The organism is Rhodoferax sp. XS2R6 (assembly GCF_056521365.1).
On sequence record NZ_JBWMAY010000001.1, the window covers coordinates 567,057 to 583,046 of the forward strand.

The 15,990-nt window shown below is 59.7% G+C and carries 17 protein-coding genes; all 17 read right to left on the minus strand.

What is annotated here, in order from left to right; all coding sequences use genetic code 11:
* Positions 1-13 precede the first annotated feature (13 nt).
* Positions 14-763: a DNA repair protein RecO gene (gene recO, locus AC097A_RS02700; RefSeq protein WP_479619642.1), complete on the minus strand. Its 750-nt coding sequence runs from the start codon at positions 761-763 to the stop codon at positions 14-16.
* 124 nt (positions 764-887) lie between these two features.
* Positions 888-1,847, minus strand: a complete 960-nt coding sequence (gene era, locus AC097A_RS02705; protein WP_479620189.1) for a GTPase Era — start codon at positions 1,845-1,847, stop codon at positions 888-890.
* Positions 1,848-1,939: 92 nt separating this feature from the next.
* Positions 1,940-2,626: a ribonuclease III gene (rnc, locus tag AC097A_RS02710; RefSeq protein WP_479619643.1), complete on the minus strand. Its 687-nt coding sequence runs from the start codon at positions 2,624-2,626 to the stop codon at positions 1,940-1,942.
* Between the two features lies 1 nt (position 2,627).
* Positions 2,628-2,981, minus strand: a complete 354-nt coding sequence (locus AC097A_RS02715) for a DUF4845 domain-containing protein (RefSeq protein WP_479619644.1) — start codon at positions 2,979-2,981, stop codon at positions 2,628-2,630.
* A 34-nt stretch (positions 2,982-3,015) separates the two neighbouring features.
* A complete protein-coding gene (gene lepB, locus AC097A_RS02720) occupies positions 3,016-3,981 on the minus strand; it encodes a signal peptidase I (protein ID WP_315493915.1) in 966 nt (321 codons plus the stop codon).
* The gene (gene lepA, locus AC097A_RS02725; protein ID WP_479619645.1) at positions 3,981-5,792 is read right to left on the minus strand and encodes a translation elongation factor 4; all 1,812 of its coding nucleotides are present in this window, start codon (positions 5,790-5,792) and stop codon (positions 3,981-3,983) included. Before lepA ends, lepB begins: the two co-directional genes overlap by 1 nt.
* A 476-nt stretch (positions 5,793-6,268) precedes the next feature.
* Complete coding sequence (locus AC097A_RS02730; protein WP_479619646.1) at positions 6,269-7,738, minus strand: Do family serine endopeptidase; 1,470 nt, start codon at positions 7,736-7,738, stop codon at positions 6,269-6,271.
* Between the two features lie 61 nt (positions 7,739-7,799).
* Positions 7,800-8,786 (minus strand): MucB/RseB C-terminal domain-containing protein, encoded by a 987-nt coding sequence (locus AC097A_RS02735; protein WP_479619647.1) that lies wholly within the window; start codon positions 8,784-8,786, stop codon positions 7,800-7,802.
* A 5-nt stretch (positions 8,787-8,791) separates the two neighbouring features.
* Positions 8,792-9,379 carry a sigma-E factor negative regulatory protein gene (locus tag AC097A_RS02740; protein ID WP_479619648.1) on the minus strand — a complete coding sequence of 196 codons (588 nt, stop codon included), beginning with the start codon at positions 9,377-9,379 and terminating at the stop codon, positions 8,792-8,794.
* A gap of 11 nt (positions 9,380-9,390) precedes the next feature.
* Complete coding sequence (gene rpoE, locus AC097A_RS02745; protein WP_105259916.1) at positions 9,391-10,011, minus strand: RNA polymerase sigma factor RpoE; 621 nt, start codon at positions 10,009-10,011, stop codon at positions 9,391-9,393.
* Entirely contained in the window at positions 10,008-10,430 is a 423-nt protein-coding gene (locus AC097A_RS02750; protein WP_479619649.1) for a hypothetical protein, read from the minus strand. The genes rpoE and AC097A_RS02750 overlap by 4 nt, the downstream gene beginning before the upstream one ends.
* 81 nt (positions 10,431-10,511) lie before the next feature.
* On the minus strand, positions 10,512-11,756 hold the full coding sequence (gene fabF, locus AC097A_RS02755) for a beta-ketoacyl-ACP synthase II (RefSeq protein WP_479619650.1): 1,245 nt from the start codon (positions 11,754-11,756) through the stop codon (positions 10,512-10,514).
* A 95-nt stretch (positions 11,757-11,851) separates the two neighbouring features.
* Positions 11,852-12,091, minus strand: a complete 240-nt coding sequence (gene acpP / locus AC097A_RS02760; protein WP_094479684.1) for an acyl carrier protein — start codon at positions 12,089-12,091, stop codon at positions 11,852-11,854.
* 100 nt (positions 12,092-12,191) lie between these two features.
* The gene (gene fabG / locus AC097A_RS02765; RefSeq protein WP_479619651.1) at positions 12,192-12,938 is read right to left on the minus strand and encodes a 3-oxoacyl-ACP reductase FabG; all 747 of its coding nucleotides are present in this window, start codon (positions 12,936-12,938) and stop codon (positions 12,192-12,194) included.
* Entirely contained in the window at positions 12,935-13,885 is a 951-nt protein-coding gene (fabD, locus tag AC097A_RS02770) for an ACP S-malonyltransferase (RefSeq protein WP_479619652.1), read from the minus strand. Before fabD ends, fabG begins: the two co-directional genes overlap by 4 nt.
* 52 nt (positions 13,886-13,937) lie before the next feature.
* Positions 13,938-14,915: a beta-ketoacyl-ACP synthase III gene (locus tag AC097A_RS02775; RefSeq protein ID WP_479619653.1), complete on the minus strand. Its 978-nt coding sequence runs from the start codon at positions 14,913-14,915 to the stop codon at positions 13,938-13,940.
* Between the two features lie 27 nt (positions 14,916-14,942).
* Complete coding sequence (plsX, locus tag AC097A_RS02780; RefSeq protein WP_479619654.1) at positions 14,943-15,968, minus strand: phosphate acyltransferase PlsX; 1,026 nt, start codon at positions 15,966-15,968, stop codon at positions 14,943-14,945.
* Between the last annotated feature and the right edge of the window lie 22 nt (positions 15,969-15,990).

A 15,990-nucleotide genomic window follows, 5' to 3' on the forward strand; every position in this document is an offset into this window, starting at 1 on the left:
GTCGGGGACCTAGCTACAGAGCCTGAATGTCGATCATCATCTGCCGCGTGCGCAGCGTCTTGACGCCGCAATGGTAGTGCAGCAGCGCGCGCAGCTGGGGTTTGAGGGCGCCCATCAGTTCAGCACAGGCACGCAGCGTAGTGGTGAAAGGAGCATCGTCATGCAAGGCAGCCTGCAGGCGCAGCCACTGTGCGCCGGTCAGGCTGGCCCGGTCTTCGGCATGGGCCTGGCGCAGCCCACCTTCGGGCACCAACACGTAGTGGTCGTCGGCATGCAGCGCCCCCAGAGTCATGGTCTGTACATCCAGCCGGGGCAAAAAACCCACCTCACGCAACAACAGCAGCTCGAAGGTGCGCAGCGCACCTTGCAACACCTCGCCATGTTCACTGGCGATGATCTGCACCACATTGGCATAGACATCGAACAACACCGCATGCGGGTCGTCACGCGCCAACAGGGTCAGCAGCAATTCATTGAGGTAATAACCCGAGAGCAACGCATCGCCCGTGGGCATCACATGGCCGCCCTGCCACTCGGCACTGCGCAGGGTGCGGATCTCGGCATCGCCCCCGTAGGCCACATGCAGGGGCTGCAGCGGCAGCAAAATGGGGCGAAAGCTGGAACTGGGTTTCTTCGCCCCCTTGGCCACCAGCGCAATGCGCCCGTAGTGGCGAGTGAACACTTCCAAAATCAGACTGGACTCGCTCCAGTCGTAGCGGTGCAGCACATACGCGGGCTCGTCAGCAATACGTTTGGTCGCCACGACTCAGGGGCAGGACGTGAGAGTGGGTTTCAGCGCCGGGCCGCCCCAAGCTGTGGACTTGGGGTTTTGCCAAACGTGCCCCCCTGGGGGGCAGCGACCCGCACAGCGGCGGAGCGTGGGGGCACTATTCATAACCGAAAGAACGGACGCGGGCTTCGTCATCGGCCCAGCCGGAGCGCACTTTCACCCACATCTCCAAAAACACTTTGGCGTCGGCCAGCTTTTCCAGTTCCACCCGGGTCTCCATGCCGATGCGCTTGATGCGCTCGCCCTTGTCGCCAATCACCATGGCCTTGTGTGTATCGCGCTCCACCACGATGGTGGCGGCGATGCGCAGCAGGCGTTTTTGGCCTTTTTTCTGCGGTGGCTCTTCTTCAAACTTGTCGATGATGACGGTGGAGGTGTAAGGCAGCTCGTCCCCTGTGAGGCGGAAGAGTTTTTCGCGCACCAGTTCGCTGGCCAAAAACTTCTCGCTGCGGTCGGTCAACTCGTCTTCGGCGTACCACCAGGCCTGCTCGGGCAGGTACTTCTCACAGATCGTGAGCAAGCGGGGAATGTCTTTGGCATTCTTAGCCGACATGGGTACGAACTCGGCAAACGCGTGTTTGTCGGTCATGGTCTGTAACCAAGGCGCAATGTCGCCACGGCGGTGAACGTTGTCCAGCTTGTTGGCAATCAGCAGCGTGGGAATGTCTTTGCCCAGCAAGGTCAGCACACGCGCATCGGCAGGCGTAAAGCTGCCAGCCTCCACCACAAACAAAATCAAATCGACATCGGCCACGGCACCTTGCACGGCTTTGTTCAATGACTTGTTAAGCGCATTGGCGTGCAGAGTCTGAAAACCCGGGGTATCCACAAACACAAACTGGGTGTTGCCCAGGGTGTGCATGCCGGTAATGCGGTGGCGTGTGGTCTGCGCCTTGCGCGAGGTGATGCTGATCTTCTGGCCGACCAGGGCATTCAGCAGCGTGGACTTGCCCACGTTGGGTTTGCCCACAATGGCCACCAGGCCACAACGCTGACCAGCACCGTCGGCACCAGGGAGGGCCAGCTTGGGCGTGCTCTTGAGCAGGCCTTGCAGCATGGCATCCAGGTCTTCCTGGACTTCGGGTTTGGAGTCTTTTTGGCCCTTAGCCCCCGTGGATTCTGCGCCAGCAGCTATTTTTTTAGGAGCATTCATGGTTTGACCTTTGACTTGATGGTTTGCAGCATGGCCGCCGCAGCGGCCTGTTCTCCGGCTCGGCGTGATCCGCCAATACCGCGCTCGGACAGGCGGAGTTCGGGGATCTCGCATTCCACATCAAAGCTTTGTTTGTGGGCCGCGCCCAGGGTGCCCACCACGGTGTACACCGGCAACTTCATTTTGCGACCCTGCAGCCACTCCTGCAACTCGGTTTTGGGGTCCTTGCCAATGGCCTCCATTTGCGGAGTGATCTCTACCGCCTCAAACAGCCGATGCACCAGCGCTTGGGCCTTGGCAAATCCGGCGTCCAGGTAGACCGCGCCAATGATGGCTTCGAGGGTATCGGCCAGGATGGAGGCGCGCTTGGGTCCACCCGAGCGCATTTCGCCCTCGCCCAACTTGAGGACATCGGGCAGCCCCAAACCCAAGGCAAGCTGGTGCAATGTGTCTTGTTTGACCAGGTTGGCGCGCACCCGGGACAAGTCACCCTCTGGCAGTGCGCCCAAACGGGCGTAGAGCAAATCGGAGATGGCCAGCCCTAAGACCGAGTCACCCAGAAACTCCAGGCGCTCGTAGTGGTCGGCCGAAAAGCTGCGGTGGGTCAGTGCCCGCGACAGCAGGGAAACGTTCGAAAACTGGTGTTGCAGGCGCTGCTGCAACGCGGTTAAGCCATCTGCCACGTTATTTGGATTGCCCGGTGTACTTGAGCGTCAGAAACGCGGGGCCCACCAGATGGATCTCACGCTGGTAGGCAAACTTCACCACCACCTTGTCGCCCTGTTTACCCACTTCCAAGTCTTTGCCTGTGATGGAGCTGATGGCATCCACTTCCGTTTGCTTGTCAAAGAGGGAACGCACTTCCACCACCGACTGGCCTGCCGCCGCGCGCTGCACTGCTTTTTGCACGGCCATGAATTCGAGCATGGTGGGAAACACCTGCGCGGCCACCACGCCGGCCATAGCCAACACACCACCAACAAAAATCAGGCCGATGAAGGAAATGCCGCGTTGTTTGGATTTGGTTTGCACTGTCATTTTTTATCCCTACCCCATGGTTTGCGTTGAAACGTCAATTGAATCCGCCGATGCGCTTGAGGTTGCCAAAGTTCATCCAGACAAAAAATGCCTTGCCCACAATGTTCTTATCCGGCACAAAGCCCCAGTAGCGCGAATCCAGTGAATTATCGCGATTGTCACCCATCATGAAATAGTGGCCCTCAGGCACTTTGCAGGTCACGCCTTCCACGGTGTAACTGCAAGCCTCGTAGCCTTCGAACTTGTCCGCACCGGGTACAAAGGCCGGGCGGTCCGTGTCATTGAGGACGCGGTGTTTCTTGTCGCCAAAAGTTTCTTCAAACTGCTTGAAGTACCGCATGGCGTCTTCGTCGAAGAACTCTGGCAAAGCAGTGGTTTCCACCGCTTTGCCATTGATGGTGAGGCGTTTGTTCAGGTAGGCCACCGTATCACCCGGCACGCCGACCACCCGTTTGATGTAGTCCAGGCTAGGCTTGGGGGGGTAACGGAACACCATCACATCCCCACGCTGGGGCTTGTTGCCTTCGGTGACCTTGATGTTGAGCACCGGCAGGCGAACGCCGTAGGTGAACTTGTTCACCAAAATCAGGTCCCCCACCAGCAGCGTAGGGATCATCGAACCCGAGGGAATCTTGAAGGGTTCGAACAAAAACGAACGCAACAAAAACACCACAATGATGACCGGGAACAAACCCGCGGTCCAATCCAGCCACCAGGGCTGCATCAGCAGCTTGACCTTGGCTTCGCTGATATCACCGTCCACCTGGGCAATGCCCATTTTGCTGAGTTCGGCACGGCGCTGGAGGTCGTTGGCCTCTAGCACCGCCACCGCCTGCTGGCGCTGCGGCAGGAAATAGAAACGCTCCGCCAACCAATACAGGCCGGTGACCACCGTAGCCAAAAATAACAACAGGGCGAAGTTGCCGTCTACCAAGCCAAAGTACCAGGAGCCCGCGTAGAGCCCAAACGCCGCGAGAACGGCTGCCGTCAAAGCTTGCATCAATCTTCCACCTGCAAAATGGCCAAAAATGCTTCCTGTGGCACTTCCACGGAGCCGATCTGTTTCATGCGCTTCTTACCTGCTTTTTGTTTTTCAAGGAGCTTGCGTTTGCGTGAAATATCACCGCCATAACACTTGGCCAACACGTTCTTGCGCAGCGCTTTGATTGTCTCACGCGCAATAATATTGGCCCCAATGGCGGCCTGGATCGCCACGTCGTACATCTGGCGCGAAATGATCTCGCGCATCTTGCCCACCACAGCCCGGCCACGGTACAGGCTTTGGCTGCGGTGCAGCATGATGGACAGGGCATCCACCTTCTCACTGTTCAGCAAAATGTCGACCTTCACAACGTCGGCCGCGCGGTATTCCTTGAAGTCGTAGTCCATGGAGGCATAACCCCGGCTCACGCTCTTGAGTTTGTCAAAGAAGTCCAGCACGATTTCAGCCAGCGGCATTTCATAGGTCAGCACGACCTGGCGGCCCTTGTAGGCCATGTTCATCTGCACGCCGCGCTTCTGGTTGGCCAAGGTCATGACCACGCCCACATACTCTTGCGGCATGTAGAGGTGCATGGTGACGATGGGCTCGCGGATCTCGGCCGTCTTGCCTACCTCGGGCATCTTGGAGGGGTTCTCCACCATGATGACTTCACCGTCGTTCTTCATTACCTCGTAGACCACGCTGGGCGCGGTGGTGATCAGGTCCTGGTCGAACTCGCGCTCCAGACGCTCCTGCACAATTTCCATGTGCAGCAAGCCCAGGAAGCCACAGCGGAAGCCAAAGCCCAGCGCTTGTGACACTTCAGGCTCGTAGTGCAACGAGGCATCGTTGAGTTTGAGTTTTTCCAGCGCATCGCGCAGCGAGTCGTACTCGCTGGCCTCGGTCGGGTACAAACCGGCAAACACCTGCGGCTGAATTTCCTTGAAGCCCGGCAAGGCTTCGGTGGCGGTAAACGCCGCACCGCCTGTGCCCTGCTTGATCAAGGTCACGGTGTCGCCCACCTTAGCGGCTTGCAGTTCCTTGATGCCAGCAATGATGTAACCCACCTCACCCGCTTCCAGCGACTGGCGTGGCTGGTTGGCGGGAGTGAACACACCCAAGTTGTCGGCGTTGTAGGTGGCACCGGAGGCCATCATCTTGATGCGCTCACCCTTGCCCAGGCGGCCGTCCACCACACGCACCAGCATCACCACACCTACATAGCTGTCAAACCAGCTGTCGATGATCATGGCGCGCAGCGGGCCCTGGGGGTTGCCCTTGGGCGATGGAATCTTGGCAACGATGGCTTCAAGAATGTCGTCGATACCCAGACCGGTTTTGGCGGAGCACACGATCGCATCGGTGGCGTCGATACCAATCACATCTTCGATCTCGCTGCGCGCGTTGTCCGGGTCGGCGTTGGGCAGGTCAATCTTGTTCAGCACCGGCAGCACTTCCACACCAAGGTCCAGTGCGGTGTAGCAGTTGGCCACCGTCTGTGCTTCCACACCTTGAGAAGCATCGACCACGAGCAATGCGCCTTCACATGCAGAGAGCGAACGACTCACTTCATACGAGAAGTCCACATGCCCGGGCGTGTCGATCAAGTTGAGGTTGTAGACCTGTCCATCCTTGGCCTTGTACTGCAGCGCGGCGGTCTGCGCCTTGATGGTTATCCCACGCTCTTTTTCGATGTCCATCGAGTCCAGAACCTGGGCCTCCATCTCACGCGCCTCCAACCCTCCGCAACGCTGGATCAAGCGATCAGCGAGCGTGGATTTGCCGTGGTCAATGTGGGCAATGATCGAGAAATTTCTGATGTGATTCATCAACGACGAGCTTCAAGTGATTGAATTAAAACGAGCAGACAAGAAAAAAGGGCGCATCGTAAGACGACGCGCCCTGAACCAACAATCTTTGGCAACTGCGAAGGTTGGAAGCCCATTGTAGGCAAAAAGTCCAGAGAGCACAGCCCAAAAAACCTGATTCAGGGGGAGTTGCGACACCGCAACAAAATACTTATCAACAACTTATTAACAAATCTACAGCATAAGCATGGGACAACATGTGGGAGAGTTGTGGATCAACTGTGGGGTTCTTTCCACCGTCCCATATGATGGACTTTGGGCCCATACATATATCCAATGACTTCCGTAGAAGCCCCGTATTCTAACCAGTGCTTTCAACAAGCCTTGGAAGTTAGCGGCCACCCACATTTCTACGAAAACAGTGGGCAGCCTCAAAAAGGAGGCAAAACCAGCGAACAACCCCAAACCCAACTGTGGTTTAGGGTCATGGAGCAGGCTTAACGGGTGGGGCGGATCACTGCAAACTGCGTCCATTCCCCACGACGGAACAGCACATTCAGCGGTTTGGACTTCTCCAGTTTGCCCAGCGCCGCTTCAAACTCCTTGACGGAGCCGACTTCCGCATTCGCCGCCTGGACAATCACATCCCCCTCGCGCAAACCGGCACGTGCAGCCGCATCCGTAGCGGCCTCCACCCGCACGCCACCTTTGAGGTTCGCTTCTTTTTTCTGCGCCTCTGTCAGATCCGCCACTACCAAACCAAACGCCTGCGCGGCCGTGGACGCACGCGGCTTCTCTTCTTTGGCTGCGGCCTTGGCCACGGGTTTGTCACCCTCTACCTCCGCAATCACCACACTCAGGTCTTTGCTGGCACCACGGCGAAACACTGTCACCGTGCTTTTGGAGCCTGGCTTGGTGCTGCCCACCACGCGCGGCAAGTCGCTGGACTTCTCAATCGTCTTGCCATCGAACTTGGTAATGATGTCGCCGGCCTCCACCCCCGCCTTTTCTGCGGGTGAACCGGTTTCCACGCCACGTACCAGTGCGCCAATGGGTTTGCCCAAACCAATGGACTCCGCCACTTCTTTGCTGACCTGGTCAATCTGCACACCAATACGCCCCCGCGTGACACGGCCGTTGCTGCGCAACTGGTCACTGACCCGGACCGCCTCATCCATGGGGATGGAGAACGAAATGCCCATGGAGCCGCCCGAGCGCGAGTAGATCTGGCTGTTGATGCCCACCACCTCACCACGCATGTTGATCAGCGGGCCGCCCGAGTTGCCAGGGTTGATCGCCACATCGGTCTGGATGAAAGGCAGGTAGTCACCCGTGTCACGCTGCTTGGCACTCACAATGCCGGCGGTCACGGTGTTGTCCAGGCCAAAGGGGGAACCAATCGCCATGACCCACTCCCCTACGCGCAGGCGGCTCACATCGCCCACCTTCACGGCCGGCAGGCCCGAGGCATCAATCTTCACCACCGCCACATCGGTGCGCTTGTCTGCGCCAATGATGCGGGCCTTGAACTCGCGCTTGTCGGTCAAAGTCACCAGCACCTCATCGGCGTCCTCAATCACATGGGCGTTGGTCATGATAAGACCGTCCGAGGTCAAAATAAATCCGGATCCCACACCACGCGGTTGTGGCTCTTCTGGTTGCTGCGGACGGTTCTGCCGCGGGGCTTGGCGTGGCACATTGGGAATGGGCAGACCGAAACGGCGGAAGAACTCCAGCATTTCCTCTTCGCCCGGTGCGCCTGTTGGGGCACGCGTGCTCACCTTCTCCAGGGTGCGGATGTTCACCACCGAAGGACCGACCTGGTCCACCAGGTCCGTGAAGTCAGGCAAGCCTCTGACGGCCTGCGCGGAAGCCGACGTGACGGGCACTATCGTCCCCACTGCCACCAGGCAAAACGATGCAGCTACCCAAAGGGCTCGCAAAGGTTTCAATTGCATAGATTTCATTGCTCCAGTTTCCCTTCAATCTGTCTTTGCCTTCAACGCAACGTCCATGGCAAACGATGACTCATTTCTTGCGTTCCAGGCCTTGCACAAACAGGGCCAAGGTCGGCGCCGGGGCCTCGCCTACCGCCGTAATCCACCAGGCTTCCAGCCGCCGTGTGTGTGTGCGCGTAGCGCCACCAAGTTCTGTTGCCCCCTCACGGCTGTGGCGGCGCGCATCAAAGGCCTCCACAAACAACGACACCGTGGCCAATCCATCGGAGAACATCCACTGCATGGTTTGTTCGGTACGCCCCGCAGCACCGGCCAGCAGGGCCACCGGGCGCGTGTAACAGCCCATGGGCTTGAAGCCGGGCACCGACTTGGCCATATCCCAGCCCTGCGCCTTGGCCGTGGTCTTTTGCAGGTCACGGCGCTCCACGCGGTAGCCCTCCGTGGCCGCCATCATTTGGGTGAGTTTCGCTTTGTTGACAGGCGCATCCAGCTGCAGCTCCGAAAAGGCGGCTTGCTCCAACACCTTGCCTTCAGGGTCAAGGGTTTGCAGTTGCACTACCAAGCCGGATCGCTTTTCACTCCACACCCGATAGCCATAACGCAAGGCATCTTTGGGGACCAGCTGCACCACCTCAGCGTCCAGCCCCGCAATACGCTCGCTCCCCACCGGCTTCATGAGGTAGTGCTCAGCAATGCCCGCGGTATTGGACTTGAGCAGGTTGGGAAACAGCCCCAGGGACTCGCGGCTTTCTGCCACCGCCACCTTGGACTCAGGAAAAAACGTCACCACCTCGTCGTTACGGCGAAAGGTCGCACGCGGGGTTCCGCTTAACGACTCCACGCGCTCCACCTGCTGCTCCCCATCACAGACATGCCAAATACGCGCACTCGTCATCTGCCCGGCGGCTGAGACCACAAAGGTGCCGGTGTAGGTGCGATGCCGCGATGCCTCATGCAGACGCATCAACCAGGCATTGATAGAGGGCTCTTCCGCAACAGCCCCCAGTGGCAGCAAGCCCCCAACCAGTGCCAGCACGCCCGCAACGATCAAACGCATGGTTTTCACCGCGCAGGCCTTTCGTAGGTGGCATTGCGCAAAAAGCCCGATGGCATCTGCCAAGCCGAATGGCCTCCAAGCTGCTGGTGGGCGGCCATCAACGCATCCAGCTCCGGGTCACGCAGCATGACAGCGGGCGCCTGCAGGGCAACCGGCGCGGCACCCTGCACGGGTACCACCGCCAGTTGTGGTGCAGACGCAGGCGCAACCGCCTCCCACATGCTGATGGACAACACACCCACCAAGACCGTGAAGGTGGCACCAGCCACCCAGCGCCACGGGCCATTGGCAGGTGCACGTTGGGGCGCCTGCCCGGCAGAAACAGGACGCACAGGCTGCAGCAACACGGCAGGCGAGCCGCCCTCTTGGACCAGGCGCTGTTCCAAACGCCCCAAAAAAGCCAGGTCTGCACGCTGTGGCGCCAAGGCGCTGCTGCGCAGCACATCACCGGCCAGATGGTAGAGGTGCCAATCGTTAGCAGACGAATCCTGCTTCGCCATGTCATCCAGCAGCACGTCCAGCTCGGCTGCAGGCAAGTCTCCGTCCATCAAGGCGGAAATACGCTCGTTCAAGGGCTGGCTCTGCGTGTTCATAGATTTCATTCCTACCAACGTTTCCCGGTCTGCTTTTCCAGTAGGGGTTTCACTTTTGCCGAAATCGCCTCGCGGGCCCGGAAGATGCGGGAACGCACGGTGCCAATGGGGCAGTCCATGGCCAACGCAATCTCGTCATAACTCAAACCTTCGATTTCGCGCAGCGTAACGGCTTGGCGCAACTCCTCTGGCAAAGCATCCATGGCGGCATTCACCACCCCGGCAATCTCCTTGGCCGCCAGCTCAGATTCCGGGGTTTCTTCGGTGGTTGGTTCGTATTTCGGGCCAGAAGTTTCATCTTCGTCCGCAGAGGACAGAAAACTCTCCGACATCGTCGGGTTGCGCTTGAGTTCCAACAGGAATTTTTTCGCGGTGTTTACCGCAATGCGGTATAGCCAGGTATAAAACTGGGCATCCCCTCTGAACTGGTGCAAGGCGCGGTAAGCCCGGATAAAGGTCTCCTGGGCAATGTCTTCCACCAAGTCCACATCCCGCACCATCCGGCCCACCAGGCGTTGGATACGGCGTTGGTACTTCAGTACCAGCAGGCCGTAGGCACGCTGGTCTCCCGCCAGAGTACGTTCCACCAACAGCAAATCGGTATCGTTGGGAGTGGTCAGCGGCTCAGTCATGGCAACAGGCCCTCCGGATCGGTAGACTGCGACGGTGCCCGCAAACCATGTTGGGTGGAATGCACCAAGGCACGGCGCAACGCCAGCCAACTGTGGGGCGTGCCATGCACCGGCTCCAGCCACAACCACAGAAGCGGCTGCCCCGCGCGTTGCAGCGACACGAGCACCAGGCGCTGAAAATCGAACACGATGCGCAGACCGGAAACCGGCTGGTCTTGGGATGCCACCCACAACCAGTGCTCACCATCCCAGCGCAACGTCCCTACAGGGGAGAGACGCCACGCCACAACAGCGCCGATACCCGCCAGCAGGACCAACAAAGCTTGCACCCACACAGCCCAGGCCGGAAATTCAGTGTCCGCGGCCCATGCAAATGGGAACAGGCTCAACAATGCCAGCGACATGCAAGCAACCAGCACGGTGGCATGCCAACGCGAACGGCCTACCAGGAAACTAACCGCAGGAGGCCGGTGCATCGTCCCTTGGGGAAATGGCGAAAATCAAATGCGCTTGAACACCAGCGTGCCGTTAGTCCCACCAAAGCCGAAGTTGTTCTTCACGGCTACGTCGATCTTCATGTCCCGTGCGGTGTTGGCACAGTAGTCCAGGTCGCATTCGGGGTCCTGGTTGAAGATGTTGATGGTGGGTGGGCTCTTCTGGTGGTGAAGAGCCAGCACGGTGAACACTGACTCCAGGCCACCCGCACCACCCAAAAGGTGACCGGTCATGGACTTGGTGGAGTTAACCACCATCTTCTTGGCGTGGTCACCCAGCGCAGCCTTGATCGCGTTAGTTTCGTTGATGTCGCCCAACGGGGTGGAGGTGCCGTGCGCGTTCAGGTAGTCCACCTGGTCCGGGTTCACACCGGCGTTGCGCATGGCGCTCAGCATGGCGCGGCGTGGGCCGTCCATATTGGGGGCGGTCATATGGCCAGCATCGGCGCTCATGCCAAAACCCGCCAGCTCGGCGTAAATCTTGGCGCCACGGGCCTTGGCGTGTTCGTACTCTTCGAGCACCATCACGCCGCCGCCCTCACCCAGCACAAAACCGTCGCGGTCTTTGTCCCAGGGGCGTGATGCAGTTGCGGGGTCGTCGTTGCGGGTGGAAAGTGCGCGCATGGCGGCAAAGCCGCCAATGCCCAGAGGCGACACCGTGGCTTCCGAGCCACCGGCAATCATCACGTCGGCGTCGCCGTACTCGATCATGCGACCAGCTTCACCGATACAGTGCAGGCCAGTGGTGCAGGCGGTCACGATGGCGATGTTCGGCCCCTTGAAGCCAAAACGCATGGACACGTGGCCGGCCGTCATATTGATGATGGAGGCCGGCACGAAAAATGGGGAAATGCGGCGGGGGCCGCGGTTGGTGTACTCGGCGTGGGTGTTCTCGATCATTGGCAAACCGCCAATGCCGGAGCCGATCACACAGCCGATGCGGGTGGATTCTTCTTCACCCAGTGCATCACCGGTCTTCAAGCCACTGTCGTTCACTGCCTGCACCGCTGCGGCAATGCCGTAATGGATAAAGGTATCCATGGTGCGGGCTTCTTTGGAGCTCATATAAGACTCCAGATCGAAGTTGCGCACCTCACCGGCGATCTTGCAGGCAAACGCCTCGGGATCGAATTTGGTGATCGTGGCGATGCCCGACTTGCCAGCCAGCACGTTTGACCATGCCTCGGCCACCGTATTACCCACGGGACTGATGCAACCTAAACCTGTAACAACGACGCGGCGACGGGACATAGAAATCTGAAATTCAGCAGTTCGTCAATGAAATACCGCCAGCAGCGGCAGCATGCGGGGATGCGGCAGCACCCCCAGGGTGCTGCCCAAGCCGATTAGGCCTTTTTGTGGGACGTCGCGTAATCGATCGCGTTTTGCACGGTCGTGATTTTTTCCGCGTCTTCGTCGGGGATCTCGATCCCGAATTCGTCTTCCAAAGCCATCACCAGCTCCACGGTGTCCAGGGAGTCGGCACCCAGATCGGCCACAAAGGCTTTTTCGTTGGTGACTTGAGACTCTTCAACGCCGAGCTGTTCAGCAATGATTTTTTTGACACGGACTTCGATATCGCTCATGGGTTCCCTCTAAGGGTTGTAAAAGAATCCGAGATTTTACCCGCCCTAGAGACTTGTCTCTAACCGGGCCGCCGCTCAGACATCGGCGGGGTTGAATCACTTACATGTACATGCCGCCGTTGACGTGCAGTTCCTGCCCCGTCACGTAGCTGGCCTGGGGCGAGGCCAAGTAGGCCACCGCGTGCGCAATGTCGCTGGGTTTGCCCAGATGACCCAAGGGAATTTGGCCCAGCAAGGCTTTTTGCTGCTCTTCGCCCAGACCGGCGGTCATGTCGGTCTCAATGAAACCGGGGGCCACGCAGTTGACGGTGATGTTGCGCGAGCCCAGTTCACGCGCCAGTGCGCGGGTCATGCCCGCCACGCCGGCCTTGGCCGCGGCATAGTTGGCTTGGCCGGGATTGCCGGAGGCGCCCACCACCGAGGTGATGCTGATGATGCGGCCGTAGCGCTGTTTCATCATGGTACGCAGTACCGAGCGGCTCATGCGGAACACGCCCTTGAGGTTGGTGTCCAGCACGGCGTCCCAGTCGTCATCCTTCATGCGCATGGCCAGCGTGTCGCGGGTAATACCGGCGTTGTTCACCAACACGTGCAGGCCGCCCTGCTCCTTGGCAATGGCGTCTACCAACGCGTCGCCGGCGGCACCGTCCGTTACGTCCAGTGTGCGGCCGTCGCAACCGGGAAAGGCGGCCAGGGCTTCGCGGATCTTGGCTGCGCCTGCATCAGACGTGGCCGTACCAATCACTTTGACACCCTTGCGGGCCAGTTCCAGCGCAATGGCCGCACCAATGCCGCGCGAGGCGCCGGTCACCAGGGCCACTTGGCTTTCAAATTTCACTTCACTCATGCCAATACTCCCTTGACGTCTTCCAGGCTGGCGGGGTCGAACAGTGCTGCGCCGGTCATGTCCGCATCGATGCGCTTGACCATACCGGCCAGCACCTTGCCGGGACCGCACTCTACCAAGGTGGTCAGACCGCGCGCCTTGATGGCCTGCACACACTCCACCCAGCGCACCGGGCCAAAGGCCTGGCGGTACAGCGCGTCGCGGATACGGTCGGCATCCACTTCCACCGCCACATCGATATTGTTGATAAGAGCCATCTGAGGCGCAGCGATCTCGATGTCTTCCAGCCGCGCCTTGAGCTTCTCGGCCGCAGGCTTCATCAAACTGGAGTGAAATGGCGCCGACACGGGCAGCAGCAGCGCGCGTTTTGCGCCATTGGCCTTGAGGATTTCGCAAGCCTTATCCACGGCGGCCTTGCTGCCGGCGATCACGGTTTGGGCGGCATCGTTGAAGTTCACAGCTTCCACCACTTCGGTGCTGTTGGGGCCGAAAGCCCCCGTCGCCTCTGCGCAACCAGCTATCACTTTCGCAGCATCCATACCGAGGATGGCCGCCATGGCGCCCACGCCCACGGGCACGGCTTCCTGCATGGCCTGGGCGCGCAGGCGCACCAGCGGCGCCGCTTGCGCCAGCGTCAACGACCCGGCGGCCACCAAGGCGGAGTACTCGCCCAGCGAGTGGCCGGCCACCGCCTGAGGGGCCTCGCCGGTCTCGGACATCCAGACGCGGTAAGCCGCCACCCCCGCCACCAGCATTACGGGTTGGGTATTGGTGGTCAGGGCCAGCGCCTCTTTGGGGCCTTCGTGGATCAGTTGGGCCACGTCTTCGTCCAAAGCGTCTGACGCTTCGCGCAGGGTTTGAGCCACCACGGGGTGGTCGCCCCAAGCGTCCAGCATGCCCACCGCTTGGGAGCCTTGACCGGGAAATACAAATGCAAATGGTTTCATAGAAATTGGCAATGAAATAGGGCTCTAGCCCTCATGGAATATGCGCGAGCAGCTACAAAGTCAGGAGCACAGCACCCCAGGTGAAACCGCCGCCCACGCCTTCGAGCATCAGCGTCTGGCCGGGCTTGACCTGCCCTGTCCGCACCGCCGCGTCCAGCGCCAGCGGAATCGAGGCCGCTGAGGTGTTGCCATGTTGGTCCACCGTCACCACCACTTTATCCATGGGAAGTTTCAGTTTTTTGGCAGTGCTCTGCATGATGCGGATGTTCGCCTGGTGGGGAATCAGCCAGTCAATATCCGCCTCGGTCTTGCCAGCCTTGGCCAGCGTGGCGCGGGCCGCACTTTCCAGCACGCCCACGGCCAGCTTGAAAACGGCCTGGCCATCCATCTTTAATAGAGGGTCGCCCAGAATGTGCCCGTTGGCCACATGGCCGGGCACGCATAGGATGCCCACGTGCTTGCCATCGGCATGCAGGTCGCTGGCCAGAATGCCGGGCGTGTCAGAGGCCTCCAGCACCACGGCGCCTGCGCCGTCGCCGAATAGCACGCAAGTGGTGCGGTCGTTGAAGTCCAGCAAGCGGGAGAACACTTCAGCCCCCACCACCAGCGCTTTGTTGGCAGCGCCGGTCTGGATCATGGCGTCGGCCACGGTCAGGGCGTAAACAAAACCGCTGCACACAGCCTGCACGTCAAACGCCGCGCCACCGTTGGCGCCCAGCTTGTTCTGCAAGATACAAGCGGTGGATGGGAAGACCATGTCCGGGGTGGACGTGGCCACAATGATCAGGTCAATGTCTTTGGCTTCCAGGCCTGCGGCCTGCAGCGCGCCTTTGCAGGCCTCCAGGCCCAGGTCGCTGCTGTACACGCCGTCGTCCACAAAGTGGCGGGCGCGGATGCCGGTGCGCTCCACGATCCACTCGTCCGAGGTTTCCACGCCTTTGGCTGCCAGCTCGGTCACCAGGTCGGCGTTGCTCAGGCGGCGGGGAGGCACATAACTGCCGGTGCCGGTGATTCGCGAATATCGTCTCATGGGTGTTATGGCGGGCACCCGTTCAGGCTATTGCGTTGCGTCAGACACAGCCAATAAGGGGGCTGCATGGGCAATGCGGACCTGAACGCGGTCCAGCAAGTTGTTTCGGGCTGCATCATACGCCCGGTTCAATGCGTTGCTGAAGGCCAGCACGTCGGCCGAGCCATGGCTCTTGAACACCAAGCCACGCAGACCCAACAAGGCCGCACCGTTGTACCGGCGGTGATCCACGCGATTTTTAAGCGCTGTTAACACCGTGTAGGCCGCAATAGCCGCCATTTTGGTGAAGATATTTTTGGAGAACTCGGCCTTTAGGAAGTTACCGATCATGGATGCCAGGCCTTCGCTGGTCTTGAGTGCCACGTTGCCGACAAAACCGTCACACACGACGATATCGGCCGTACCTTTGAAAATATCGTTGCCTTCGACATTGCCCACAAAGTTCAAATCGCCAGACTTGGCTGCATTTCGCAGCAATTCACCTGCTTTCTTGATAACTTCGTTACCTTTGATGACTTCCTCACCAATGTTGAGCAGCCCCACCGACGGTGATTCCTGGTTGGTCAGCACTGACACCAGCGCCGAGCCCATGACCGCGAACTGCAGCAGGTGCTCTGCCGTGCAGTCCACATTGGCGCCCAAGTCCAGCACCGTGGTGGCGCCGCCGGTCGCATTGGGAATTTGACCCGCGATGGCCGGACGCTCAATGCCGTCCATGGTTTTGAGGATGTAGCGAGAAATGGCCATCAGCGCGCCGGTGTTACCGGCCGAGACGGCAGCCTGGGCGGCGCCGTCCTTGACCTGCTGGATGGCCACGCGCATGGAAGAGTCCTTCTTCTTGCGCAGAGCCACTTCCAGCGGGTCGTCCATGGTGACAACTTCAGTCACCGTGACCAAGGTAGCACGCGGGTGGGAAAAACCTTTCAACGCCTCGGGCAAACCCACCAAAACCAGGGCGGCCTCGGGGTGCTGCTCCAGAAAGTGGGTGCAGGCGGGCAAGGTGACCTGGGGACCGTGGTCTCCCCCCATGCAATCGACGGCGACAGTAATCATGCGTGCATCATTCCAACGACAA

Coding starts and splice junctions, on each gene's coding strand:
- era (WP_479620189.1), bottom strand. CDS start 1,847: ATGCTGCAAGGCCTGCTCAAGAGCACGCCCAAGCTGGCCCTCCCTGGT.
- AC097A_RS02715 (WP_479619644.1), bottom strand. CDS start 2,981: ATGACAGTGCAAACCAAATCCAAACAACGCGGCATTTCCTTCATCGGC.
- lepB (WP_315493915.1), bottom strand. CDS start 3,981: ATGCAAGCTTTGACGGCAGCCGTTCTCGCGGCGTTTGGGCTCTACGCG.
- lepA (WP_479619645.1), bottom strand. CDS start 5,792: ATGAATCACATCAGAAATTTCTCGATCATTGCCCACATTGACCACGGC.
- AC097A_RS02730 (WP_479619646.1), bottom strand. CDS start 7,738: ATGAAATCTATGCAATTGAAACCTTTGCGAGCCCTTTGGGTAGCTGCA.
- AC097A_RS02735 (WP_479619647.1), bottom strand. CDS start 8,786: ATGCGTTTGATCGTTGCGGGCGTGCTGGCACTGGTTGGGGGCTTGCTG.
- AC097A_RS02740 (WP_479619648.1), bottom strand. CDS start 9,379: ATGAACACGCAGAGCCAGCCCTTGAACGAGCGTATTTCCGCCTTGATG.
- rpoE (WP_105259916.1), bottom strand. CDS start 10,011: ATGACTGAGCCGCTGACCACTCCCAACGATACCGATTTGCTGTTGGTG.
- fabF (WP_479619650.1), bottom strand. CDS start 11,756: ATGTCCCGTCGCCGCGTCGTTGTTACAGGTTTAGGTTGCATCAGTCCC.
- acpP (WP_094479684.1), bottom strand. CDS start 12,091: ATGAGCGATATCGAAGTCCGTGTCAAAAAAATCATTGCTGAACAGCTC.
- fabG (WP_479619651.1), bottom strand. CDS start 12,938: ATGAGTGAAGTGAAATTTGAAAGCCAAGTGGCCCTGGTGACCGGCGCC.
- fabD (WP_479619652.1), bottom strand. CDS start 13,885: ATGAAACCATTTGCATTTGTATTTCCCGGTCAAGGCTCCCAAGCGGTG.
- AC097A_RS02775 (WP_479619653.1), bottom strand. CDS start 14,915: ATGAGACGATATTCGCGAATCACCGGCACCGGCAGTTATGTGCCTCCC.
- plsX (WP_479619654.1), bottom strand. CDS start 15,968: ATGATTACTGTCGCCGTCGATTGCATGGGGGGAGACCACGGTCCCCAG.